Source organism: Paenibacillus sp. 10L310, from assembly GCF_056395745.1.
In genome coordinates, this window is record NZ_JBFTKC010000010.1 from 89,077 (window position 1) to 112,053 (window position 22,977).

20 protein-coding genes are annotated in these 22,977 nt (G+C 47.1%); 15 read left to right on the forward strand and 5 right to left on the reverse strand.

Annotated features, from left to right (window positions below; translation table 11 throughout):
- Positions 1 to 4: 4 nt before the first annotated feature.
- From AC1DE7_RS20420 to AC1DE7_RS20440, 5 genes are all read left to right on the forward strand, one after another.
- A complete protein-coding gene (locus AC1DE7_RS20420) occupies positions 5 to 178 on the forward strand; it encodes a hypothetical protein (protein ID WP_155985128.1) in 174 nt (57 codons plus the stop codon).
- A gap of 62 nt (positions 179 to 240) precedes the next feature.
- On the forward strand, positions 241 to 2,052 hold the full coding sequence (locus AC1DE7_RS20425; RefSeq protein ID WP_282320821.1) for a DAK2 domain-containing protein: 1,812 nt from the start codon (positions 241 to 243) through the stop codon (positions 2,050 to 2,052).
- A 28-nt stretch (positions 2,053 to 2,080) separates the two neighbouring features.
- Entirely contained in the window at positions 2,081 to 2,944 is an 864-nt protein-coding gene (locus tag AC1DE7_RS20430) for a DegV family protein (protein WP_076250889.1), read from the forward strand.
- A gap of 10 nt (positions 2,945 to 2,954) precedes the next feature.
- Complete coding sequence (gene recG, locus AC1DE7_RS20435; protein WP_477535062.1) at positions 2,955 to 5,000, forward strand: ATP-dependent DNA helicase RecG; 2,046 nt, start codon at positions 2,955 to 2,957, stop codon at positions 4,998 to 5,000.
- A gap of 115 nt (positions 5,001 to 5,115) precedes the next feature.
- Positions 5,116 to 5,403: a stage VI sporulation protein F gene (locus tag AC1DE7_RS20440; RefSeq protein WP_036614589.1), complete on the forward strand. Its 288-nt coding sequence runs from the start codon at positions 5,116 to 5,118 to the stop codon at positions 5,401 to 5,403.
- 522 nt (positions 5,404 to 5,925) lie between these two features.
- Here the strand turns inward: AC1DE7_RS20440 and AC1DE7_RS20445 are convergent.
- Positions 5,926 to 7,506 carry a response regulator transcription factor gene (locus AC1DE7_RS20445; protein WP_477535063.1) on the reverse strand — a complete coding sequence of 527 codons (1,581 nt, stop codon included), beginning with the start codon at positions 7,504 to 7,506 and terminating at the stop codon, positions 5,926 to 5,928.
- Positions 7,507 to 7,513: 7 nt separating this feature from the next.
- Positions 7,514 to 9,322 carry a sensor histidine kinase gene (locus tag AC1DE7_RS20450; RefSeq protein WP_127545469.1) on the reverse strand — a complete coding sequence of 603 codons (1,809 nt, stop codon included), beginning with the start codon at positions 9,320 to 9,322 and terminating at the stop codon, positions 7,514 to 7,516.
- A 131-nt stretch (positions 9,323 to 9,453) separates the two neighbouring features.
- On the opposite strand from AC1DE7_RS20450, the gene AC1DE7_RS20455 reads away from it, so the two are divergent.
- The 10 genes from AC1DE7_RS20455 (at position 9,454) to glsA (ending at position 20,399) form a co-directional block, all read left to right on the forward strand.
- Positions 9,454 to 10,785, forward strand: coding sequence for an ABC transporter substrate-binding protein (locus AC1DE7_RS20455; RefSeq protein ID WP_127545472.1), 1,332 nt, complete (start codon positions 9,454 to 9,456; stop codon positions 10,783 to 10,785).
- 84 nt (positions 10,786 to 10,869) lie between these two features.
- Entirely contained in the window at positions 10,870 to 11,748 is an 879-nt protein-coding gene (locus AC1DE7_RS20460) for a carbohydrate ABC transporter permease (RefSeq protein WP_036614579.1), read from the forward strand.
- The gene (locus AC1DE7_RS20465) at positions 11,745 to 12,581 is read left to right on the forward strand and encodes a carbohydrate ABC transporter permease (RefSeq protein ID WP_127545475.1); all 837 of its coding nucleotides are present in this window, start codon (positions 11,745 to 11,747) and stop codon (positions 12,579 to 12,581) included. The genes AC1DE7_RS20460 and AC1DE7_RS20465 overlap by 4 nt, the downstream gene beginning before the upstream one ends.
- Before the next feature lie 13 nt (positions 12,582 to 12,594).
- Positions 12,595 to 14,148, forward strand: a complete 1,554-nt coding sequence (locus tag AC1DE7_RS20470; protein ID WP_477535064.1) for an alpha-L-rhamnosidase-related protein — start codon at positions 12,595 to 12,597, stop codon at positions 14,146 to 14,148.
- Positions 14,145 to 14,336: a hypothetical protein gene (locus tag AC1DE7_RS20475; RefSeq protein WP_477535065.1), complete on the forward strand. Its 192-nt coding sequence runs from the start codon at positions 14,145 to 14,147 to the stop codon at positions 14,334 to 14,336. The genes AC1DE7_RS20470 and AC1DE7_RS20475 overlap by 4 nt, the downstream gene beginning before the upstream one ends.
- Before the next feature lie 354 nt (positions 14,337 to 14,690).
- Positions 14,691 to 16,343: a sensor histidine kinase gene (locus tag AC1DE7_RS20480; RefSeq protein ID WP_036614944.1), complete on the forward strand. Its 1,653-nt coding sequence runs from the start codon at positions 14,691 to 14,693 to the stop codon at positions 16,341 to 16,343.
- A gap of 10 nt (positions 16,344 to 16,353) precedes the next feature.
- A complete protein-coding gene (locus AC1DE7_RS20485; RefSeq protein WP_047843671.1) occupies positions 16,354 to 17,154 on the forward strand; it encodes a LytR/AlgR family response regulator transcription factor in 801 nt (266 codons plus the stop codon).
- Between the two features lie 180 nt (positions 17,155 to 17,334).
- Positions 17,335 to 18,570: an L-lactate MFS transporter gene (locus tag AC1DE7_RS20490; protein ID WP_036675050.1), complete on the forward strand. Its 1,236-nt coding sequence runs from the start codon at positions 17,335 to 17,337 to the stop codon at positions 18,568 to 18,570.
- Positions 18,571 to 18,831: 261 nt separating this feature from the next.
- Positions 18,832 to 19,314, forward strand: a complete 483-nt coding sequence (locus AC1DE7_RS20495; protein ID WP_477535066.1) for a GNAT family N-acetyltransferase — start codon at positions 18,832 to 18,834, stop codon at positions 19,312 to 19,314.
- Between the two features lie 143 nt (positions 19,315 to 19,457).
- Positions 19,458 to 20,399, forward strand: a complete 942-nt coding sequence (glsA, locus tag AC1DE7_RS20500; RefSeq protein WP_076250906.1) for a glutaminase A — start codon at positions 19,458 to 19,460, stop codon at positions 20,397 to 20,399.
- Between the two features lie 216 nt (positions 20,400 to 20,615).
- Here the strand turns inward: glsA and AC1DE7_RS20505 are convergent, their stop codons facing one another.
- From AC1DE7_RS20505 to AC1DE7_RS20515, 3 genes are all read right to left on the reverse strand, one after another.
- Positions 20,616 to 20,957: a YolD-like family protein gene (locus AC1DE7_RS20505; RefSeq protein WP_036614562.1), complete on the reverse strand. Its 342-nt coding sequence runs from the start codon at positions 20,955 to 20,957 to the stop codon at positions 20,616 to 20,618.
- Positions 20,954 to 22,198 carry a DNA polymerase IV gene (locus AC1DE7_RS20510; protein ID WP_036614560.1) on the reverse strand — a complete coding sequence of 415 codons (1,245 nt, stop codon included), beginning with the start codon at positions 22,196 to 22,198 and terminating at the stop codon, positions 20,954 to 20,956. The genes AC1DE7_RS20505 and AC1DE7_RS20510 overlap by 4 nt, the downstream gene beginning before the upstream one ends.
- Positions 22,199 to 22,691: 493 nt before the next feature.
- A complete protein-coding gene (locus tag AC1DE7_RS20515; protein WP_076250913.1) occupies positions 22,692 to 22,883 on the reverse strand; it encodes a hypothetical protein in 192 nt (63 codons plus the stop codon).
- Positions 22,884 to 22,977: the final 94 nt, after the last annotated feature.

The window sequence follows — 22,977 nt, forward strand, 5'->3', positions numbered from 1 at the left end:
ATTCATGCCGGCTCTTGATACCGGTGCATATCCGTATGCCCCGAAGTTAGGGGTGCAGAGAGTGCAGGATATTGGTAGCCCGGCCGCCCAGACCGTTAATCCGGCTGACATGTTGTATTGTATGCCTGTGCCGGACAAGGTATGGACGAAGAATAACGCAGTCCGCGTTAGCGCATGAACAGACCAGACACATCTTGGTGCAAGGTGTTCGTGTATCAAGCTAGGAAGGGGAATTCTCACTTGAGTATACGTTCTTTAAATGGAACAGATTTCACCGCAATGGTACTTGCCGGAGCGGAACAACTTGGACAGCATGCAGAGCACGTCAATTCCCTGAATGTTTTCCCTGTGCCGGATGGTGACACGGGAACGAACATGAATTTGACAATGAGTGCAGGAGTCGCAGAGATTAAAAGAAAAAGTTCTGCCTCCATCGGCGAAGCTGCCGGTATTCTATCGAAAGGCCTGCTTATGGGCGCACGGGGGAATTCAGGAGTTATTCTGTCGCAATTGTTCCGTGGTTTTAGTCGTTCAGCTGCTCCCTATGAGGAACTGAATACGCTCCAATTTGCAGCAGCCCTGCAGAACGGTGTTGACGCAGCTTACAAAGCAGTCGTAAAGCCCGTTGAAGGGACCATTCTTACCGTAGCCAAGGAAGCGGCGAAACATGCCAACTACTACGCAAGACGGACGAATGATATTACTGAATTAATGAATGAAGTTTTGTTAAAAGCAAAAGAAGCACTGGCAATGACTCCGGAATTACTGCCTGTACTGAAACAGGTTGGTGTTGTGGATTCAGGTGGTCAGGGGCTTGTATATATCTACGAGGGCTTTATGGAAGTATTGCTGCAAAGTGACGGAGGGAGTCGTACTTCACTGAACAAAGAAGTAACCCCATCCGTGGTAGCATCTGCTTTGAAACCGGCTGCACCGACAGAAGTGGATATCAAGAAGCCTGCACAGCAGCAGGTGATTGCACCGGAGATGCCATTGTCTGCTCAGGCGAGACTGGAAACGGAAGATATTGAATTCCTGTATGATATGGAATTCTTCATTAATCGTGAGCTTGGAGAGAACGCAGGAGTGGCATTTGATGATGAAGCATTCCGGAAAGCGTTGTCAGTTAATGGGGATTCGATCATCATCATTGCCGACGATGAAGTCATCAAAGTTCATGTCCATTCCAAGACACCAGGCGATGTATTAAACCTGGCGCTGCATTATGGTGAGATTACACAGATTCATATTCTCAATATGCGTGAACAGCATCGGGATCTCCTGACAGCAGGCATGGATATTGCTCCATCACCTGAATTGTTTGCAGAGATTCCACCTGAGGCTGCGCGCAGTATGGAAGAGGCTGTGCTTCCTGCAGATGAGATGGCACCGTATGGTTTTATTGCGGTATCCTCCGGTGACGGTATTGCAGAGATTTTCCAAAGTCTTGGCGTTGATGTTGTTCTGTCCGGTGGACAGACGATGAATCCGAGTACTGAGGATTTTGTAAAAGCCGTTCGTTCCATTGCTGCGGAGCAGGTATTTATACTCCCGAATAACTCGAATATTGTACTGGCTGCGGAGCAGGCTCGTGAATTGCTTGAAGATGAGCGCCGGATTACGGTTATTCCAAGCAAGACCATTCCACAGGGAATGGCTGCTGCTTTTGCTTTCCAGGAAGATGAGTCTGCGGAAACAAACCGTGACCAAATGTTGGAGGCCATCAGCCGGGTACAGTCCGGTCAAGTGACTCATGCGGTTCGTGATACGCAATATGATGAATTAGATATTAAGGCGGGGCACTATATCGGTATTCATAACTCCAAAATTGTAGCGACGGATGAAACCATGCTTCAAGCATGTGAAGGTCTGCTCAAACAGATGATGGAGAGTGGAGATGAAGTGGTGACGATCCTTGAAGGGGACGAAGCTGACCCTGAGGTTACTGCTGCCCTCGCTGCATGGCTTGAAGAACAGTATCCTGATGCTGAGGTAGAGGTACATCTTGGAGGACAGCCGGTGTATTATTATCTGTTCTCCGTAGAGTCCTAATAGCACTCTAGCGAAGAGGAGGAGAGTCATGAGCCACAAGGTTACGATAGTAACAGACAGTACGGCAGATATTCCCGAAGAACTCATTCGCAAATACGGGATTCATATTGTTCCGCTACGTGTTCTATTCGGTGAAGAGACCTATGCAGATGGCGTTGATCTGACTTCGGAACAGTTCTACGAAAAGTTGAAGAAGGTATCTGTGTTGCCTACAACTTCACAGCCATCTCCAACCGATTTCATGAATGTGTACCAATCACTTCTTGATGAGAACCCGGAACGCCCGATTGTATCGATCCACCTGTCATCCGGCATGAGTGGTACCTATCAATCGGCCATGCTTGGCAAGTCTTTGCTGGAGCGCGAGGGTGACATCACCGTGCTGGATTCGAAGTCAGCTTCGTATGGATACGGTCTGATGGTAGTACAGGCTGCTGAACTTGCCGAACAGGGCAAGTCAGCAGTCGAAATCGCTGCTGCTATTGAAGGGATGCAACAATCTCGCAAGTTGTTCTTTCTTGTAGATACTTTGGAGTATCTGCAAAAGGGCGGTCGGATTGGCAAAGCTTCAGCCATCTTGGGAACGTTGCTTAACATTAAGCCGATCCTGTCTATTGATGAAGAAGGCGTTATCTACGCAGTTGAGAAAGTCAGAGGTCATAAAAAAGCAATGGCACGCATTATTGAGCTGTTCCAGAAGGATCTTGCAGGCAAACGGGTGAACCTAGCGGTAGGTCATACCGCTGACCCGGGATCAGCGATCGCTTGTGCAGAGCAGCTGCGGGGTCATTTTACACTGAATGAAGTGATCTATACCAATATTGGAGCCGTAATAGGCAGCCATGTTGGGCCTGGTGTCATTGCGATCTTTATGTGGCCTGTTCCGGAATGAGGGATTAGACATGAAATTGGAAGAAATATCAGTTAAGCAAATTAACGGCGTGAGTGCTCTCAAAGAGGGAGAGCTTCACGCCTTTGGCATCTCTACTGTTAAAGACCTGCTTGAATATTATCCGTTCCGTTACGAGGATTATCGTCTGCGTTCACTTAGTGAAGTGAAGGATGGGGACAAGATTACGGTCCAGGGACAGGTAATGGGTATTCCTGTATTACAACGATACGGTAAAAAGTCCCGTCTTACCTGTAAGATCATGACGGAAGAGTGGATGATTACAGCCACCTGGTTCAATCGCCATTTCCTCAAAGAACAACTAACCCCCAATCGGGAGATTGTGATTACGGGAAAATGGGAACAAAAACGCATGCAGATGACCGTGACTGACTCGGAGTTCCCCGATAAAGGCGATGGGCGTTCAGGTACACTGCAACCTGTATATTCGGTAACCGGCAAACTGACACAACAATGGATGCGGAAAACGATCAATCAGGGATTAATTCAATTCGGAGATATGATTCCTGAGATTCTGCCTCAGTCCTTGATGAAGAAATACAGCTTGATGCCTCGTAAACAAGCGATTTCGGGAATTCATCGTCCACAGGACAACCGGGAAGGTCAACAGGCCAGACACCGGATGGTGTATGAAGAGCTGTTTCTGTTCCAGTTGAAAATGCAGGCGTATCGCGCGCTCAACCGGAATCGCATGGATGGTGTAGTGCATACCACGGACAATACGACGATTCGTGAGTTTGTACGCAGTTTACCTTTTGAACTGACAGATGCTCAGAAAAAGGTGGAGCTTGAAATTCTGCATGATATGCRTTCGCCCTATGCAATGAATCGGTTATTACAGGGTGATGTCGGATCGGGTAAAACGGTTATTGCGGCAATTGCGCTATACACGACTGTTCGATCCGGTTTCCAAGGGGCTCTGATGGTGCCTACGGAGATTCTGGCGGAGCAGCATATGCGCTCACTGCAAAAGCTGTTTGAACCGTTTGGGGTAACCGTAGGGCTGTTAACGGGCAGTGTAAATGGACGCAAACGTAAAGATCTGATCGCCTCATTGCAAATGGGCATGATTGATATTGTGGTGGGTACACACGCCCTGATTCAGGAAGATGTTTTCTTCCGTGATCTGGGTCTTGTGGTGACGGACGAGCAGCATCGCTTCGGGGTGAATCAGCGCAGCGTTTTACGACGCAAAGGATATAATCCGGATGTGTTAACGATGACGGCAACGCCTATTCCGCGGACACTGGCCATTACAGCTTTTGGGGATATTGAGGTATCCACGATCTCAGAGCGTCCGAAAGGGCGGATTCCCATCTCCACGTATTGGGTCAAACACGATATGATGGAGCGGGTGCTCGGTTTTATCTCGAGAGAAGTGGATCAGGGACGTCAGGCTTATCTGATCTGTCCGCTCATTGAAGAGTCGGAGAAGCTGGATGTGCAGAATGCCATTGATCTGCATGTGCAGATGCAGCAGAACTTTCCAAAATATCGTGTAGGTCTGTTGCATGGCCGAATGACGGCTGCGGAGAAAGAAGAGATGATGCGGGACTTTTATAGCAATGATATTCAGTTGCTTGTCTCCACCACCGTTGTCGAGGTTGGGGTCGATGTGCCAAATGCCACGTTGATGGTCATTATGGACGCGGACCGCTTCGGTCTCTCCCAGCTGCATCAGCTTCGTGGTCGGGTCGGTCGTGGTGCGCATGCTTCCTATTGTGTACTCATTGCTGATCCCAAGACGGAGGTTGGACAGGAACGCATGAAGGTCATGACGGAAACCGAGGATGGATTCGAGGTATCTCGTCGGGATCTGGATCTCCGGGGTCCGGGTGATTTCTTTGGTACCAAACAGAGCGGACTACCCGAGTTCCGTCTTGCCGATATGGTTGCCGATTTTGCTGTGCTCGAACAAGCCAGAGATGACGTGACCCATTTAATTGAGGATGCGACCTTCTGGACCTCTATGGACTATGCACCTCTGCGTGATTTCCTACAGCAACAGCAAGTATTCAAGGGTGATCTGATTGACTAAAGCTTGCCATAATAGCGGGTTTTTCGTATTACCTTTGTAAAAAAAGACAAGTGTACAAGCCCTCCCGACATATGAATAAGAAGTGAGTTCATTCTTTTGGGAGGTGCTATACGTTTTGGGTTACCAACAATATGGAATTAGTCCGCAGCTGGTGGAGCGGATCAAATTAAAGATGAAAAATCCCGCTGTCAAAGAGCGTATCAAAAAGTTGATTGATGGCGTGACCAAGTCTGATCTGCAAGATAAGGCCAAGGTCAGAAGGTTGGTCAAGTCTTCGGCAGTCATTATGAATGAGAATTTCTCTCCGGCGCAGGAGGAGCAGTTTGTTGCTTTTGTGCTTGCACAGAAGATTGATCCGAACAATACGTTTCATTTGATTAAGCTGTGGGGGATGTTTAGGTAGGGATTCGATGTAATGTGGGTGGAAAAAACATTCGTTTACACGAGGGCACTACGATGACAGAATAACCTTCCGAGCGCTGTTATCCCCGGATTTTCTGATTGACCCTTTCCAAGGGTAAAATCCGGTGATAAAGGCGCACGCTTCGCTTCTTTAGGTTATTTCTGTCCTCTCCGTTGTTGTGTAAATTGATTTATTTTACAAAACCAAATTACATCGAATGTTTATGAAGTAATTTTAGTGGGTGGGGCGTTCTATAAGTCAGGAAGATGACTTATGGAACGCCCTTTTGATTGAATAACCAGGGACAAGCCTTGTGGCAGTACTCGGTTGAATATTCGTTGTAGTTATCGAAATGACCCATGACCTGGCTTGTGTTACCGCATTTTCATTGAGTATGTTATGTTGGTTAAATCGACCATCTTAGTACTTGCGAGCTTCAAGGAATATGGGCTGATGGAAGAAGGCCAGTACCTGCCGAATGATCGATAAGAGCCACAACAACGAAAACAAGGAACTGGGCCATCATGCATGGCCTGGTTCCTTGTTGTTTGCGGTGAAGGATTTGTGTTGCTTTCGGTATTCCTCTGGAGTCCTACCGGTCAATTTTTTAAACACCCGAAAAAAATATTTTGGATTGTCGTAACCCAACTGTTTGGCAACCCGGTAGATTTTATCGTCTGTGCTCGTTAAAAGCTGCTTGGCTTGCCTGATCCGTAGTCTGTTTACGTAATCAGTGAAGTTCTCGGATGTCTTTTCTTTAAATAAATGACTGAGGTAACTCGGGTTCAGGTAGAACAGGGACGATACCCATTCCAGCGTTAAATCCTTGGTATAGTGATTATCGATATATGTCCTGACGTTGTCGATCACTTGATCTGATGAGTAGGGGTTGTCTTCCTTAAGCAGAAGAGCTGTTTCCGTCAGCACCTTTACCATGTAATGCCTAATGCACTCCATATCGAACGAGACGTTCAGGACGGCCTCCAAGCTGGAAGAGGCGCTACTGTTGCCTCCGTTCTGGATATAGTTACTCAGCAGCCGTTTGGTTTCCGTGATAATGTCTCTGCACTGCTCTTTCAGGTGGGCAAGCAAAGCGTCAGGCTGGCGTATGTAGAAAGCAAAGAAATCGGTGATGACCTCTTCCACCTTCGGCACATTCCCGCTCTCTATAAAAAATAACAGTTCATATGTTCGAGCCCACTTCAGTTGATGTAGTGGAATTTGCTCCCGTGAAAATACGTAACATTTGCCAAAATCGGTAAAGGCTCGTTCGTCCAACGCAAGGATCGTTTGATGATGAGCTTCTCGGACCCCACCAATGCCTGTATGAGGCAAGCTGATCCCCACACAACAATCCGTAGTTTCAGATTTGGTCAAAATGATACTCGCAGTTTGTTCCGCCATTTTCTGCAAATCAAGCTGGCCTGAATAATCCAGATCATGCATCAGGAAAAACAGTACCTGATCCGTTTGTGGATGAGGAATGTACAGGCCATTCGAAAAGGTAGGTAGTTGCTGTGTTGTAAGCGGTTGAGGACCATAAATCGTCAATAAAATGAACTGGTCAGATGCCATGATGGCGGCAAATTCCGCAGAGCGGAACACAGGTGTTTTGATGGATGAATGGGGAGCCAGCACGTAATTCAGGAAGGCTTGCATGTCTGCATCCCTTTTCATCTGCTCCGTTTCTACTTCTCTTAGAACGACTTCCCGCTGAAGAGAGCGCTCCTGTTCGATGGCTTGGATGGCTTGGTGAAGCGTACCGTGGATCTCGTCCCGGCTAAAAGGCTTCAGCAGGTAATTTACAACTTTCGCAGAGATTGCCTCCTGCATATAATCAAAATCGGTATGTCCGCTAATGACAATTAACTTAATGCGCGGATATTGCTGGCATACTGTCCTGATCAACAGCTTGCCGTCGACCTCAGGCATGCGCATGTCCGTAAAGATAATGTCCGGCTTGAACGATTCAATCAAAGCCAAGGCGTCTGCGCCGTTATCTGCTTCGCCTAAGAGTTCAAGCGAGTGCTCAAAATTCCCGATTTTTTTTAACAAACCTTTGCGGATCAAGGGTTCATCGTCCACAACGATATACGTGTACATCTCTTGGTCACCTCTTTTCCCAATTGGCCGGAATTTCGAGTGTAATTCGAGTTCCTGTATTCAAAACGGTATGAAACGAAAGGCCGTAACCCTCTCCGTAATACAAAGCAATTCGTGAATGCACGTTTTTGATGCCGATGCTTTGTTTATGCCTTTGACCAACGGCGATGAATTCAGGTGGCTGCTGGAGCAATTGTCGAAGTTCCTCCGCTTGTGTTGAGGACATGCCCACGCCGTCATCCCAGATCTCGAACACGATGCTGTCCCCCTGAAACAACCCGGTAATGGTAACGGTACCCTTCCCACGTTTGTTCTCCAACCCGTGATAGATGGCATTTTCCACGAGTGGTTGCAACAGAAGTTTCAGCATGCGACGACTCCGAATTTCCGGGTCCACATTCAGGTTGAACGCGAACTTGTCACCATACCGAATCTGCTGGATGGCCATGTAGTTTTCTACATGCTGAAGTTCTTCGCTGACCACGACCAGCTCGCTGTCCGTTTTGATGCTGTAGCGGAACATGTCCCCGAGTGACTTGGTCATCACCACAATACTCTCAACTTCTTCGATCTCGGCAATGCTATTAATCGACTCCAGCGTATTGTAGAGGAAATGGGAGTTGATCTGTGCTTCCAATGCCTTCATCTGGGAGTCCAGCATGAGGATTTTATTCTGGTAACTTTCTCGGATATGCGTATCGATGTCTTTCATCATTTTGTTGAACTCATGGTAAAGGATTCCAATCTCGTCGACTTGCCTTGTTACTTGAGGCTTGATGGTCACAAAACGATGAGATTTGGTTTTGCGCATCAGTTTGGTCAATTCGATGATGGGTTTGGTGATCAGGTTGGACAAGAAAAAGGAAAGTAGAAGGAAAATGACGGCACAGCTTACGGCCACGTATAACAGCAACTTTTGTGAGATGTTGTACTCCTCATACAGCCGATCCATAGAGATGTTGGCAATCACGTTCCAATTGCGGCCGGGAACTTTCTGGATTACCGTCATCATGTTATCTTGGATTGATTTGTACTGTGAACTGTTGCCGACTTGATGCGTTGCCGCAGCCAGAGTATCGGAGAGAGGAGTGCCAACTCTACTTCCGTCGCTGGAGTACAGGATCTCGCCAGCGTCGTTCGCCAGATATAGATTGGACAAGCTTGGTGCCGGATTACGTTTTAGACCATCAAAAATGTTCATACTGCAATCCAGCATAAACACGCCTAGGAACTCGTTGTTGTTGGGATCGTAGAGGGCTCTGGAGAAGCCAATGGATTCCTTGGCGTTAATGATGTAAGGTTTGACGCCAACTTCACCAATATACAAATCGCCTTTGCGCTGGATCGTATCCAGATACCACTCATCGCGAAGTGCGACATAATCGAGGCGTAGGTCTGTGCCGCTACTGCCATAGCTTATCCATTTGCCATCAGGTGTGAAAAGGTACAAACCATTGATGTAATTGTAACCAAGCAGAATGTTTTCAAAGATCAATTTCAATTTGCTGCGAATCATGAAGATTTCATATTGATCGTTGGTACCGTTCAACTTGATTAGTTCATCACTCACAGTGCTGTAAGCGGTTGCATTGGAAGACTGCTGAAGGAGTGTGACAGAGATCCGGTCGATGTTCTGCAAAATTTCCTCCATGCTCTTGACCGAATTGCCTATAGTTGTCGACGTCACGAGAGAGGTCTGCTCATTCACCAGCTTCGTGTAACTGCGATAGGAACTGACAGAAACAACGATAATTGGCACGATTGATACGAGGACGAGGACCAGAAAAAGTTTAGTTTTGATGTTGAACAGAATCATACGTGCTCCTCCCGCCATTTGTCAATTCTAAAAATAGTGCACCATACGAGCCAAAGCAAATGCACTTTTGCCCACCGTATGATGAGAATGTGCACAAAGCAAGAATAAACATGAATTGGGGGAATGACAAGATGAAAAAAAGAAAACGACTGTGGTCCCTAACTTTGGTACTGCTCATGATGTTTCTGAGCGCATGCAGCTCCAGTAGCGAGGAGGGGAGCGGTACGGATACGAATAACGGGAGTGCAGATGAGTCAGAGAAGCCAATTACGCTGACGATGATGCTTTCGGGAAACAAAGCATCCGAGGGAGAGGATTTCGAGCTGGAGACCTTGCCGCGTCTAGTCAAAGAGAAGTTCCCGAACATTAACTTGGAAGTACAAAAGTTGCCTGATGATCAATACAATACATCTGTTCGAACCAAGCTTGCGGCTGGACAGGGACCGGACATTTTCTGGATTTTCCCGAAGAATGCGGCTGGCGGTGTCATTGATTTTGCAAAGGCTGGTTTCGCTGCAGATCTGTCAGATCTGAAGTTCTGGGACAACATCAGCCAAGGAGCGAAGGAAGATATGTCCTATGAGGGTAAACCTTACGGGGTGGCCGAAGGGTTGGACTTCTTGGGCGTTTACTACAATAAGGAGTTGTTACAACAAGCGGGATATTCCGAGTTTCCGAAGGATTGGCCTTCGTTTCTGGACTTATGCCAAAAGTTGCAGGCAGCGGGCGTAACACCAATTGCGATGGGTGACAAGGACCCTTGGATGATCCAATTCGGTATGTATCCGATTGCGGCCAATGTCGTGTATCCGAATGAGCTGGATTTTGATGTCAAACTGCAGAACGGCGAAAAATCGCTGACTGATCCAAAGTGGGTTCAAACGATATCGAAATACAAAGAGCTCTATGATAACAACTACGTTGTCAAAAACTCGCTTGGTATTGGCAGTGCCCAATCTGCACAGTTGTTTATCGACGGGAAAGCAGCCATGACCTTTACGGGAACATGGGATTATGCCTCCATGACGTCCAAAGGCGCTACCGATTTTACTCGCGGATTCGCTTCATTGCCAGGTAACGAGCCGGAACAGCCGGTGTTTGTATCTGCTGCAACATCTGCCGGATACGCTTTGAACGCCAAATCGGCAAACCTGGATGCAGCCAAGGAAGTACTGAACTACCTGTTTGATGGTGAATCCGATCTGTTCAAAGCATTTGTGGAAGCCAACAGTTCCATCAGCGTCTATAAGGACGTAGAACTTGAAAATGAATTGTTCAAGGAAGTGAATGACAATTATCAACAAACTGGAAATTCCATCTACTTCAGCAACCAGATGTGGCCAGCAGGAGTATCGGACGTCATGCAAGCAAAGTTTGCCGAGATTATTGCTGGACAGAAAACAACACCAGAAGATGTGGCAAACGCCATGGAAACCAAGTTTAGAGAGCTGTGGAAAAACTAGAACAAAACGATGCTGTCTGCTGTAAAGGGGAGAATGATTGTCCTTCTCCCTTGCCGCAGGCCCTCTTGGAAAGGATGGAGCAGGATGAGCTCTACTGTAATGAAAAAGTCCATGTACTGGTTTGCTTTGCCGGCATTGATCTTCTACCTGACCTTCTGGATCTTCCCGATCCTGCGGTTGTTCCAGTACAGTATAACGGACTATAACGGGTACGCCCAAGCCTATAACTATATCGGTTTCGACAACTATAAGGAATTGTTCCGGAGCGACATCCTAGGCATTTCTTTAAAAAATACACTGATCTATACATTCGTCACCGTCATAGCTGGCAATATCATCGGTTTGGCAATGGCATTACTGTTAAACATGAAAATAAGAGGAACCGGGATTTACCGTTCCCTGGCGTATATTCCCACTTTGTTCAGTGCGATTGTCGTCGGCTTTTTGTGGAGTTACGTCTATATGCCGGATTACGGGCTGATTTCTTCCTTTCTCGATAAACTGGGTATCGCAAATGAACTGAATTTCCTGGGTGACTACTCGACCGCACTGTATTCTATTATCTTCGTGGAGATCTGGAAGACGATCGGAACGACAATGATTATCTTCCTTGCAGGACTACAGACTGTTCCAAGCGACCTTTTGGAAGCAGGACGGATTGATGGCTGCGGCTCATGGAGATTGCTGCGACATGTGAAGATTCCATTACTGGCAACAGCGATTACAATTAACGTGACGTTAAGTCTGATCAATGGACTCAAAGCGTTCGACTTCCCGTTTATCATGACGAATGGCGGTCCCGGCACGGCTACCAACACACTGATTTATACCATCTACAAGATGGCATTTACCGAACAACTCTTTGGTAAAGCTTCGGCTCTTGGCGTTATTTCCTTTGCCGTGATTATCGTCATTACCGCTGTTTTTGTCCTGAAAATGAACAAACGGGAGGTGTCGGCATGACGCTTCGTAAAGTTTTGGGGAAAGGGTCCGTTCAGGTCGTTGTGTTGTTGGTGATGGCGTTAAACCTGATTCCGTTAATTATTGCCTTTTCGACATCACTCCGAGATCCAAGCAACAACACAAATCCGCTGGTCCTGTTCCGGGAGATGTCCTTTGCAAGTTACAAGGCTGCCTTCGACCGCATGCACTTTCCGGAAGCGCTATGGAACAGCGTGGTGTTAACCGGCGTATCAGTCGTGTTCGTTGTCCTGTTTGCGGCGATGGCGGCCTACCCGATGGCCCGTTTGAAAACAAAGCTAAGCAAGTTCATGTATTTGTTTTTTTTGTCCGGACTCGTGGTACCTGCGCAAATGGTATTGATACCGATCGTGCAAATGATCAATGCACTGCATATTCCAACAAATCAATATACGCCTATTTTCATGTTCATTACGTGCAGTTTGCCGTTTTCAACTTTCCTGTACACGGGCTTCATTCGAAGCGGTGTGCCTGAGGAGGTAGAAGAAGCGGCGCACATCGACGGGGCGGGATTATTCCAACGGTTCTGGACCGTCGTGTTCCCCTTACTCATTCCGGTAACGGTTTCGGTCATTATTACACAAGGTGTCTGGATCTGGAACGATTATTTCTTCAATATGATCTTTATTTCCAGCGCAGGAGATTCACCGTTACCACTGGCCATGCTTGGATTTTTGGGCGATCAGCAAAATCCCACGCAGTGGAATGTCCTGTTTGCAGCGTGCTTTCTGTGCGCACTACCGTTGCTGCTGGCGTTCTTGTTCCTGCAAAAATATTTTATCGGTGGTATGACCGTTGGGGCGGTCAAAGGTTAAGGAGGACACTGCAATGAATGAAAAAGTGATAAACAATGCCTGGCTGGAAAAAGCACAGCGTCTAATGCCGGAGCTTCACCAGCAAAAGGTCTATCCGGAACATATCGTGAGCGCAGTTCCGGATGCGTCGGCTTTTCAGGGGTGGCGTATCGAACCACTCGGCTTAGCAGAACAACTATCTGATCAAGTGTTGTGCAAGGGAGACAGTGTTACGCTGGATTTCGGGGAGCATCTCGTCGGTTATCTGACCTTGTCGCTTCTTAACGAACGCAGCAATGCAGATGCACCTCTCAGGTTGAAGCTCACATTTGGAGAAATGCCCTGTGAGGTCGGTGAGAATTTTGCAGAATATTCGGGCTGGCTTAGCCGTTCATGGCTTCAGGACGAGATCGTGAATATGAATGTGTTACCTGGCACGCTAACACTGAACCGTCGATATGCCTTTCGGTATCTGAAAATCGAGGTGGTAGAAACGTCGATCCGTTACGATATTCGAATTAACGATATATATTGCTTGACGGTGACTTCAGCAGACATAGGAGCAGTACCTCAATTGCCTGAAGGTATCGACAAGGAGCTGCTGGAAATAGATCGCGTGTCCGTGAAGACACTCCGGGATTGCATGCAGACGGTATTCGAAGATGGACCGAAGCGCGATCGACGTTTATGGATCGGAGATCTTCGCCTTCAGGCCCTCGTCAATTATGAAACATTCGGCTGTAATGATCTCGTCAAGCGCTGTTTGTATCTCTTTGCCGGAACGAGACTGGAAGGCGGCCAGGTAGGAGCCTGTTTGTACGAACAACCAGAACCGTACGTGGACGACATTTACCTATATGACTATGCGTTGTTCTTTATTGCGACATTATGGGACTATTTTGAAGCTACCAAGGACAGGGAAACGTTGGAAGAACTTTGGCCGGTGGCTAGAGAACAGATTGAGATTGGGCTTAAACGACTTGATGAGCGGGGCATCGTAAGGGATGACGATACATGGTATTGTTTTCTGGACTGGCATGAAGAATTAAATAAACAGGCGGGTGCTCAGGCAGTTCTCATCTATAGTATGAAAAGGGGAAGGTCGATTGCCAAAGAACTAGGGCTGCCGGAGTATGAGGAATGGATTAACGCACACATCAAAGACGCTGAGCAAGCAGCTCTCACATATCTGTGGGATGGTGAACAGGGCTTTTTCGTCAGTGGTGAAAAAAGACAGGTATCCTGGGCATCGCAAGTATGGATGGTACTGGCTGAGATCATGGATGCTCCAGCGGCCCGGCAATTACTTGATCGGTTAATGAGTAACGAAGAAGCTATTGGCATGACCACGCCGTACATGGTTCATCATTATGTTGATGCATTGATTATGTGCGGGCAAGAGGAGCAGGCAATGGAACAGATCCGAAGGTATTGGGGCGGTATGCTGAAGGATGGGGCGGACACTTTCTGGGAGCTCTACGACCCGGACGACAAAACGTATTCTCCTTATGGCAGCAATTTGGTCAACAGTTATTGCCATGCTTGGAGCTGCACACCAAGTTATTTTATCAGGCGAAATTTTTCATGAATTTTGGACTTGAGGTCAACCAGGTACGTCTGGTTGGCCTTTTTGGATTAGTTTCAGATCGTATAGAGCCTGCCATGGCCTATTGTTTTTATTATTATCTGTTTTTGTTCGTACCGATAAAAGAACGAGTGGCTATTAATGAAGCGATAAATACGAATATTAAAATAAAGTATATGGGTTTCCTTTAAGGTTGTAGACTTGAACGATGAGTGTCAGAGTTGAGATGTTTAAGATTATTTGCAGGACAATCGCCGATGAGCGATCGGGAATAATTGGAATAAAATGACAACTGATTATAACATAGGTTTTTCTGGAGTCGGACATTTCCATAGAAGTTAAGGGACGAACTATGGTGTGCTTGGTGCAATATAGTTGATGTATTTTCACAGGATGGACTTTGCTTTCCTCCGGGGGGAGCGGTAAACTGTTGCATACGAGCCTTATGGATTAATGTCCTGGATATTAATCCATAAGGCGTGGCTGTGTCGATATGCATTTTATTTCAGACAGATGTGGAGGAAGTAGGATTGGAAATGTTTACGATGCTGCTAGGTTTATTTGAACGGGCGGCGCTGTTGATTATATTTTTATTCTTTCTGTCGAGGGTGCCAAGGTTTAGGCAGATTCTGCAAAAGGGGAAATTAAGGTGGCAGGAGTCTATTGCGGTTACCTTGTTATTCTGTGCTTTTGCCATTTTCGGGACATATACGGGCATTAATGTTGAAGGTTCACTGGTGAATGTACGGATCATCGCCGTGTTATCGGGTGGTATTTTGTTCGGAGCGCCTGTGGGTATTATTACGGGGATTGTTTCAGGGGTACATCGGTATTTGATTGATATGGATGGAGTCACAGCTATACCGTGTCTGATCACAAGTATCCTGGCGGGTCTGGTCTCCGGATATATACATAAGTACACGCCCAAGCCCAAGCGGTGGATCATCGGTATTGGTGCTGGAATGATCTGTGAAGCGCTCACGATGTTATTAATCCTGCTATTTTCCTATCCCGATCCACTGGGTGCCGATATTGTTTCGAAGATTGCGTTGCCTATGATTCTGGGAGAAGTCAACATTGGGCTAATTGTGCTCTTGGTGCAGAGTGTTGAAGGGGAAAAGGAAATGATTGCAGCTCGTCAGGCGAAGCTGGCACTGGAGATTGCAAACAAAACCTTGCCTTATTTCCGTTCGATTGATGAGGATTCTCTACGCAAAATCTGCCGGATTATTCAGGAGGATATTCAGGCTGATGCGGTTGCAATTACGGATACCCGGAATGTACTGGCGTATGTAGGATTTGGCGAGGAACGCTATCATATCGGTAATGAAATTATAAGTGAGATGACCAAGAAGACGATATCCAGCGGGGAGATTACGATCAGTAATGATGTGATTGATGAAAAAACACCCGATATCCACTCGCTGTTAATCATTCCGCTCAAAGAACGAGGAGACATTACAGGTGCGCTGAAAATTTATTATCGCAAAGCGTACAAAATTACGTATCCATTACAAACGATGGCTGTAGGTCTATCGCAGATCATCTCGACCCAGATGGAGGTATCGCGGGTAGAAGAGATCAAGGCTGCTGCCAACAAAGCAGAGCTGCGTGCATTACAGACAACCATTCATCCTCATTTTTTGTTTAATGCGCTAAATGCGATTGCATCGTCCATCCGAACCAAACCGGATCGTGCTCGGGAGCTGATTGTGAATCTATCCGGGTACATGCGTTACAATCTGGAGCTGTCGGATGAGTTAATTGATATTCATAAGGAACTGGAGCAGGTCCGTAATTATGTAGAGATTGAGAAAGCTCGCTTTGGCAGCCGACTTAACGTGATCTATGACATTGATGAAGTCGCGGTGCATATTCCGAGTCTTGTTATCCAGCCGCTCGTCGAAAATGCAATTATTCATGGCATTCTCAAGGTCAAAGGACCCGGGACTGTTCGAATTCGGGTACAGGATTATCCGGAGTTTGTGCGAATCAGTGTCAGTGATACAGGTGCAGGCATCAGTGCAGATATTATTGAACGGGTCTACCACGACCGTATGCCTGGTAACCAGATCGGGCTATATAATGTGCATCGCCGGGTCAAGCTTATCTACGGACAAGGTGTAACCATTACAAGGCTGGAACAAGGAACGGATATTTTATTTGATGTGCCCAAAGGAGATGTCGTAACAAGGTGATGATGGATCAATGAGAGCTCTTATTGTGGAAGACGAGATTCTGGCGAGTGAGGAATTGAATTATTTAATCCAGGAACATAGTCAGATTGAAGTGGTGGACCGCCTTGAAGACGGGCTGGATGTACTGAAATTTTTACAGGAACAAGAAGTAGATGTCATTTTCCTTGATATCAATATTCCCTCGCTGGACGGTATGATGCTGGCCCATCATATTGGGAAATTTGCAACGAAACCTTATATTGTATTTACTACGGCGTATAAGGAACATGCAGCGGAAGCCTTTGAGTTGGAGGCGTTTGATTATATTCTGAAACCGTATGACGAGAAACGAATTGCTGCAATGCTCCATAAGCTGGAGCTCGCATTCAAACGTGATCATGCGCCGGTGGAGCAACATGTTGAGGATGGACCAGCCCCTACGGCGGACGGATCTGCTGCGCATGGTGAACTGGTACGAGAACGAGATACGAATTCCCATACAGACAGAAGAATTAATTTGCTGCGGAATGACAATATTATTGTTACGGATACGGCAGATATCTACTATGCGGAAGCACAAGAGAAAGTGACGAAGGTATATACCAAAAATGGGGAGTTCACCATGCCAGTGAGCATATCGGATTTTCACAGCCGTCTGCCACAGGATACGTTCTTTCGCTGCCACCGTTCGTATGTCGTAAATCTGTCGCAAATCCGTGAGATTGTACCTTGGTTCAACAATACGTATCTGCTCCGTCTACGCGATTTGGAAGCTGAAGTGCCCGTGAGTCGTGGGAAGGTCAAAGAATTCAGGCAACTCATGCGCATCTAGAAGCATTTCATTCCGCATCTGATGCAACTCATGCTCAAAACGGTGTGATGAATCCCCTTTCATGTATGATTAGCTTGTGAACGCATTCATGTATATGACATCGGCAAAGGGGAGATCACGATGAAAGCAATAATTTCATCCGTTTCATCAACACCTGAATCAACATCTGCACCTACAAAAATGAACCGCTGGCTTATTGTATTGGGGACCATCATTGTACAAATGGGTCTTGGAACCATCTATACTTGGAGTTTATTTAATCAACCGTTGTCTGATCGTTTCGGATGGGACGTCAGCTCGGTCGCGATAACTTTTTCAATTACCAGTTTTGCTTTGGCATTTGCCACATTGTTTGCAGGCCGGTTGCAGGAACGTTGGGGTCTCCAGCGCCTGATCCGTGTAGCCGGGGTTGTGCTTGGACTGGGTCTTATTCTGAGTTCCCAAGTCACTTCGCTAACACTGCTGTACATTTTGGCTGGATTTGTCGTTGGTTTTGCAGATGGTACGGCGTACATTACGTCGCTGTCTAATCTGATCAAATGGTTCCCGGAGCGTAAAGGTCTTATCTCGGGGATCTCGGTCGGAGCCTTTGGTACTGGTAGTTTATTGTTCAAATATGTGAACACAGCATTGATTGGTGCTGTTGGTCCTGCTCAGGCATTTATGTATTGGGGCATTATTGTTCTGGTTCTGGTCGTTGCGGGATCATTCCTGATCCGCGAAGCGGTTGTTCGGGAACAGGCTCCGGCAAGCAAGGAAGGATCCAAACAAGTCGTAGCACGTCATGATTACACGGTGAAAGAGATGCTGCGTACAAAAGAAGCGTACATGCTGTTTGTTATTTTCTTCACGGCGTGTATGAGTGGCCTGTATCTGATCGGTATTGTCAAAGATATCGGTGTACAACTCGCTGGACTTGATGTAGCTACCGCTGCAAACGCAGTGGCCATGGTTGCAATCTTTAACACGGCAGGACGTATTATTCTCGGTGCGCTGTCGGATAAAGTAGGACGAATGAAGGTCATCGCTGGTGCGCTGCTAGTTACAGCCGTAGCTGTCATGACACTTAGTCTGGTTCCACTGACCTTCGGGATCTTCTTCGCCTGTGTGGCGGCCGTTGCATTCTGCTTTGGCGGTAACATTACGGTATTCCCGGCGATTGTGGCCGATTACTTCGGACTGAAAAATCAGAGCAAAAACTATGGCGTCATCTATCAGGGATTTGGATTTGGTGCTTTGGCTGGATCATTCATCAGCGCCCTGCTGGGCGGATTCCATCTGACCTTCATTGTGATTGCTGTACTCTGCGCTGTCTCGTTGTTGCTCGCACTGATCATCACCCCTCCAGGTGAAGGTCGTCGTGCTCGTCAACGTGAAAAACAGATGAACCTTAACCCTTCATCACGGGCAAGCTAACAACATACACTGGAAGTACGGAACAGAGAATATTTCTTCATCTTAAAAAGCAAATTAAAAAAAAAAGTAAACAAAGCGGTCTCCAGATGAGGCCGCTTTTTGGTATCTACAGTTGTCAGATTTGCCGGACTGTTGGCCTATCGGACCATCTGGCTGCCTGCAAGCGTGGTGCCTTGTGTGCATTCCATCATTCGCATCTGTTATACTCTAGGTGAATTCAACAAGACCAAGATAAGTTATGTACCCCAGAGGAGGCACATCATGAAGTTCATTAAATACACACAACCTGATTTTGATGATTATTATGCATTGGTTTCCAATATGGAAGTAATGAAACAGATTACAGAACGTGCAATACCTGAGCAAGAGGCGAGAACGCAATTTGAGTCCATGCTGGATTTTAATGTGCGTTCCACTTGCGGACATTACCGGGTATTTAGTGAAGATGGTGCCGGTGTGGCGTATGCCAAATTGATTCCGGATCAGGAGGACCCGACCAAGGCTGAGATAGGTTACATGATCCTGCCTGAACATTGGGGCAAAGGTCAAGGCACATCCATTGCGTCACGGTTGATTATTCAGGCACAAGCCGCAGGGATTGGATCACTCTATGCAGTTATCGATCCGGGTAACGCTGCTTCCCGGCGGATCTTGACCAGACAGAACTTTGTATCCACCTGGACAGGTGATTACGATGGTCTTCCCGGTGAGATTTTGGAGTTAAATCTTCAAATGAAGCGGTAAAGGTACTATTCTGAGGGTAATCAGATAATACAGGGCATCTTGCATGAGATGGCTGGAGCTCATTATCATCATGGTGCATGGGTTCACCCATGTACATTTCATGCAAGATGCTTGCTTATATAGAGATGTGGAGGAGATGACATATGAGCAATTCAACCATGGAACGTCTGAATGCATTACTGCCGGAGTGGCTGGAGACCAGTCGTCTGCACACCGGGCAGGGTAAGGTGGCTTCTTATATCCCGGAGCTTGTCAAAGCCTCTCAGGATGAGCTTGGTATACATATCATGGACGCCGATGGGAACTATGTGTCGGCAGGGGATTGCGGTGTCCCATTTACGATGCAAAGTATCTCCAAAGTATTTACCCTTATTCTGGCCTTAATGGACCATGGTGAAGAAGCAGTCTTCTTTAATGTAGGAAAAGAACCCACAGGCGACGATTATGATTCGATGATCAAGCTTGAACTAGTCGAACCCGGTATTCCGTTTAATCCATTAATCAATGCGGGTGCGATTACGGTGTCCTCGCTTGTTGGAGGAGACTGTAAGGAAGAGAAATCACGCCGCATTCTGGAGTTTTTCCGTAAACTGGCGAATAATGATCAGCTGGGCTATAACGAAGAGGTGTTTCAGTCCGAATCGGAGAGCGGTCATATGAATCGTTCACTTGGCTACTTTTTGAAGCACAACGGGGTCATTAAGGATGACGTTGAAGACGTGCTTGCCGTGTATTTCCGTCATTGCTCCATTGAAGTGACGTGTGCAGATCTGTCTCGAATGTCACTCGTTTTGGCCTATAATGGAACAGATCCAATTACGGGAGAAGAACTCATCCCTCGTCGCTATGTTCAGATTGCCAAGACCTTCATGACCACCTGTGGTATGTATAATGCATCAGGCGAATTTGCCATCGAGGTTGGATTGCCCGCTAAAAGTGGAGTATCCGGTGGAATTCTGACCCTTGTACCGGGACAATTCGGCATAGGTCTTGTTGGCCCGGCTCTGAATCGCAAAGGCAACAGTATTGCCGGCGTGCATCTGCTGGAGCGTCTGTCAAAGGAATTTGACTGGAGCTTTTTCTAAGAAGTTTTTCAGAAAAAAGAAGCTTTACCCTTATATGTAGCCGATGAATCACATATCTGATATTTTGCTTCTTTAGAACGAAGCGAATGGTCTGGATATGTCTCGTCGGCTGCTTTTGGTATTCACCTGGAAGTGTAGGAAGACAGTCCTGCATGGCAACGGCAATGCTGCACCTTTCATGGAACATCCGCAACAACGGGGTGGGTATATCTCCCTTCAGTCATCGGCTAGGGCCACATCTGTAATGAGGTTCATCTGAATATCCCGGGACCCATCTTCCATCAGCAGTCTGAGGGTACGAGCCGGACGGTCCAGTCGAAGCACTTGCCCCGTGTAACGAATATCATCATGTTCGTGAAACAACGTAATAATGACCCTATCTCCAAGCATCATCGAGTTGCTGAGCAAACGGGACATTTCTTCCGCGGCCTGGGCATCCAGAGATGGGCGGGTACGAGGAGCAAGTTGTTCCTGATGAAGAATGTAAGCTTCCCGGTGTTCGGGGAGCATCATGCGTGAGGACTCGAAGATACCGTTTTGCTGCAATTTTTTACTCATTTATAATGACCTCCAATTTTATGAGAACGCTCATGGGCTTGCGCGGACGAGCAGAGGGAAGATGCCCGCATAATGGCAGTATCTCCGTACCTGCGCTTGATATCATCCGTGGCACGTTCCAGTTCTCTTTTGCGTTCGCGGTCATCAAACCAGGACAGCTGCACTTCGGAATCGGGTACAAGTCCGGTCAATGACACGCTGATGCGGCGGATGGGTAATCCGTCCCAATGGCGCAGGAACAGAGCTGCTGCCGCATCGTATACTTCATCCGTAATGTTGGTGGGTTCATTCACCTTCATCTGGCGGGAGAAACCGGTTGGCCGATCATAATCCTGTCCGCGACATCCAACCGAGACCACATGGCCCATGAGTGATTTGTCACGGGAACGTCGACTGACGAGTTCCGCCAGTTCAAGCAGTACCACTTTGATATCTTCCCAGGAGTCATAGTCCCGGGGCAGCGTCATTTGATGTCCGATCCCCTGCTGCTGATGAGCATAGGTCCCGGGTTTGACCGGGGAATCGTCAATACCACGGGCGATACGCCACAGTACCTCGCCATTCACACCCCAACGTTCTCTCAGTCGGGACAGAGGGGTCTGGGCCAGATCACCAATCGTATGGACCCCCATTTTATAGAGATGCTGCGCCATGCGGGAACCTACCATGAACATGTCTCGTACAGGCTTCTGCCAGATGGTGGACGGCAGATCTTTGCGAGGCAACGTGCAGATGCCTCCGGGGACTTTTTTGGCATACAGATCGCAGGCCATCTTGCTAACGACTTTGGTATCACTGATGCCGATCCGAATGTATACACCCGTCTCATCCATCACCCTCGATTGAATGCTGCGCGCAATCGTCTCGGGACTGCCGAACAGATCCAGGCTTCCGGTGACATCGAGAAACTGTTCATCAATACTATAGGGTTCCACCAGATCGGTGTAAGACTGAAGGATACGCGTAATATGAAGGGATACCCGAATGTACTCGGCCATCCGGGGGCGAACAACAACAACATCTGGACATTTGGCGAGCGCTTCGCCCAGTCGTTCTGCTGTCGTAATTCCATAGGACTTGGCGAGTGGACAGGCCGCAAGAATAATACCCGAACGGCGCGCCGGATCTCCCGCGACTACGAGGGGGCGGTCCTTGTATTCGGGATGTGCAGACTTCTCCACACTGGCATAGAATGACTGGCAGTCTGCCAGCATGATGACACGTCTGTCTTGGCGAGGCATAAGACTTCTCTCCTTATCCGTGATGCTAAGCTCATCTGTTAAGCATCAATGATCTTCATTTGAACATCGATAATTAACAGTTTATTTACAGTATGGAACAAGTGTTCTTGTTTTATAAGCATATCTGACAATTCGAAATGCGGCAACCGGAATTATTTTGCAAATTGGACACAATTATGGGTTAGCCATATTAGAGGCAGAAATTAGGAAATAAGATGTGCTTTTTTACATTTAATGTGAGAGATCTGTGACCTCTGGGTGATGACCGGGCGTTCATTTAGGTTTTTGTAAAAGGTTTATAAATGGGTACAGTCCTATAGAGGGGGACTGACGTCCTTTTTTGGTTTTCTGCATTTTTCAGAAAACCTTGATGTGACGCGGAATATCGCTGATGCGTTATCGGACTATAGTATCAATTTTGTAATCTTTATGGTTAATACTGTAAAAAGGTCCGCAACTTTAACATATGACTCGCGTTTAATGGGGTATGTGTTCAAACGGCAAACGTTGCCTGTACCCGCGTTGCACATAACAATAAAGGTTCCAGAAGTGCAAGATCAGCAGGCCATTTAATCCATGCGATTCCAGCAAATATTAGCGTTTGGGAATCAGTCGTATCCTGGAGGCTTTCGGGTGCTAGTTGATGGCGCTTTTTACGAATTATGGGCAGAATGTTCCATTTCATGTTTGCTTCCATCAGCCTAGTTACAAATGCAGAGTCTTAGCGCTATAGTGAGAACTACACCGCTGACATCTCTACCAAGCGGACATCCGAAGCG

Coding starts and splice junctions, on each gene's coding strand:
- AC1DE7_RS20420 (WP_155985128.1), top strand. CDS start 5: ATGCCGGCTCTTGATACCGGTGCATATCCGTATGCCCCGAAGTTAGGG.
- AC1DE7_RS20430 (WP_076250889.1), top strand. CDS start 2,081: ATGAGCCACAAGGTTACGATAGTAACAGACAGTACGGCAGATATTCCC.
- AC1DE7_RS20445 (WP_477535063.1), bottom strand. CDS start 7,506: ATGTACACGTATATCGTTGTGGACGATGAACCCTTGATCCGCAAAGGT.
- AC1DE7_RS20450 (WP_127545469.1), bottom strand. CDS start 9,322: ATGATTCTGTTCAACATCAAAACTAAACTTTTTCTGGTCCTCGTCCTC.
- AC1DE7_RS20455 (WP_127545472.1), top strand. CDS start 9,454: ATGAAAAAAAGAAAACGACTGTGGTCCCTAACTTTGGTACTGCTCATG.
- AC1DE7_RS20460 (WP_036614579.1), top strand. CDS start 10,870: ATGAGCTCTACTGTAATGAAAAAGTCCATGTACTGGTTTGCTTTGCCG.
- AC1DE7_RS20465 (WP_127545475.1), top strand. CDS start 11,745: ATGACGCTTCGTAAAGTTTTGGGGAAAGGGTCCGTTCAGGTCGTTGTG.
- AC1DE7_RS20470 (WP_477535064.1), top strand. CDS start 12,595: ATGAATGAAAAAGTGATAAACAATGCCTGGCTGGAAAAAGCACAGCGT.
- AC1DE7_RS20475 (WP_477535065.1), top strand. CDS start 14,145: ATGAATTTTGGACTTGAGGTCAACCAGGTACGTCTGGTTGGCCTTTTT.
- AC1DE7_RS20480 (WP_036614944.1), top strand. CDS start 14,691: ATGCTGCTAGGTTTATTTGAACGGGCGGCGCTGTTGATTATATTTTTA.
- AC1DE7_RS20485 (WP_047843671.1), top strand. CDS start 16,354: ATGAGAGCTCTTATTGTGGAAGACGAGATTCTGGCGAGTGAGGAATTG.
- AC1DE7_RS20490 (WP_036675050.1), top strand. CDS start 17,335: ATGAACCGCTGGCTTATTGTATTGGGGACCATCATTGTACAAATGGGT.
- AC1DE7_RS20495 (WP_477535066.1), top strand. CDS start 18,832: ATGAAGTTCATTAAATACACACAACCTGATTTTGATGATTATTATGCA.
- glsA (WP_076250906.1), top strand. CDS start 19,458: ATGAGCAATTCAACCATGGAACGTCTGAATGCATTACTGCCGGAGTGG.
- AC1DE7_RS20505 (WP_036614562.1), bottom strand. CDS start 20,957: ATGAGTAAAAAATTGCAGCAAAACGGTATCTTCGAGTCCTCACGCATG.
- AC1DE7_RS20510 (WP_036614560.1), bottom strand. CDS start 22,198: ATGCCTCGCCAAGACAGACGTGTCATCATGCTGGCAGACTGCCAGTCA.
- AC1DE7_RS20515 (WP_076250913.1), bottom strand. CDS start 22,883: ATGAAATGGAACATTCTGCCCATAATTCGTAAAAAGCGCCATCAACTA.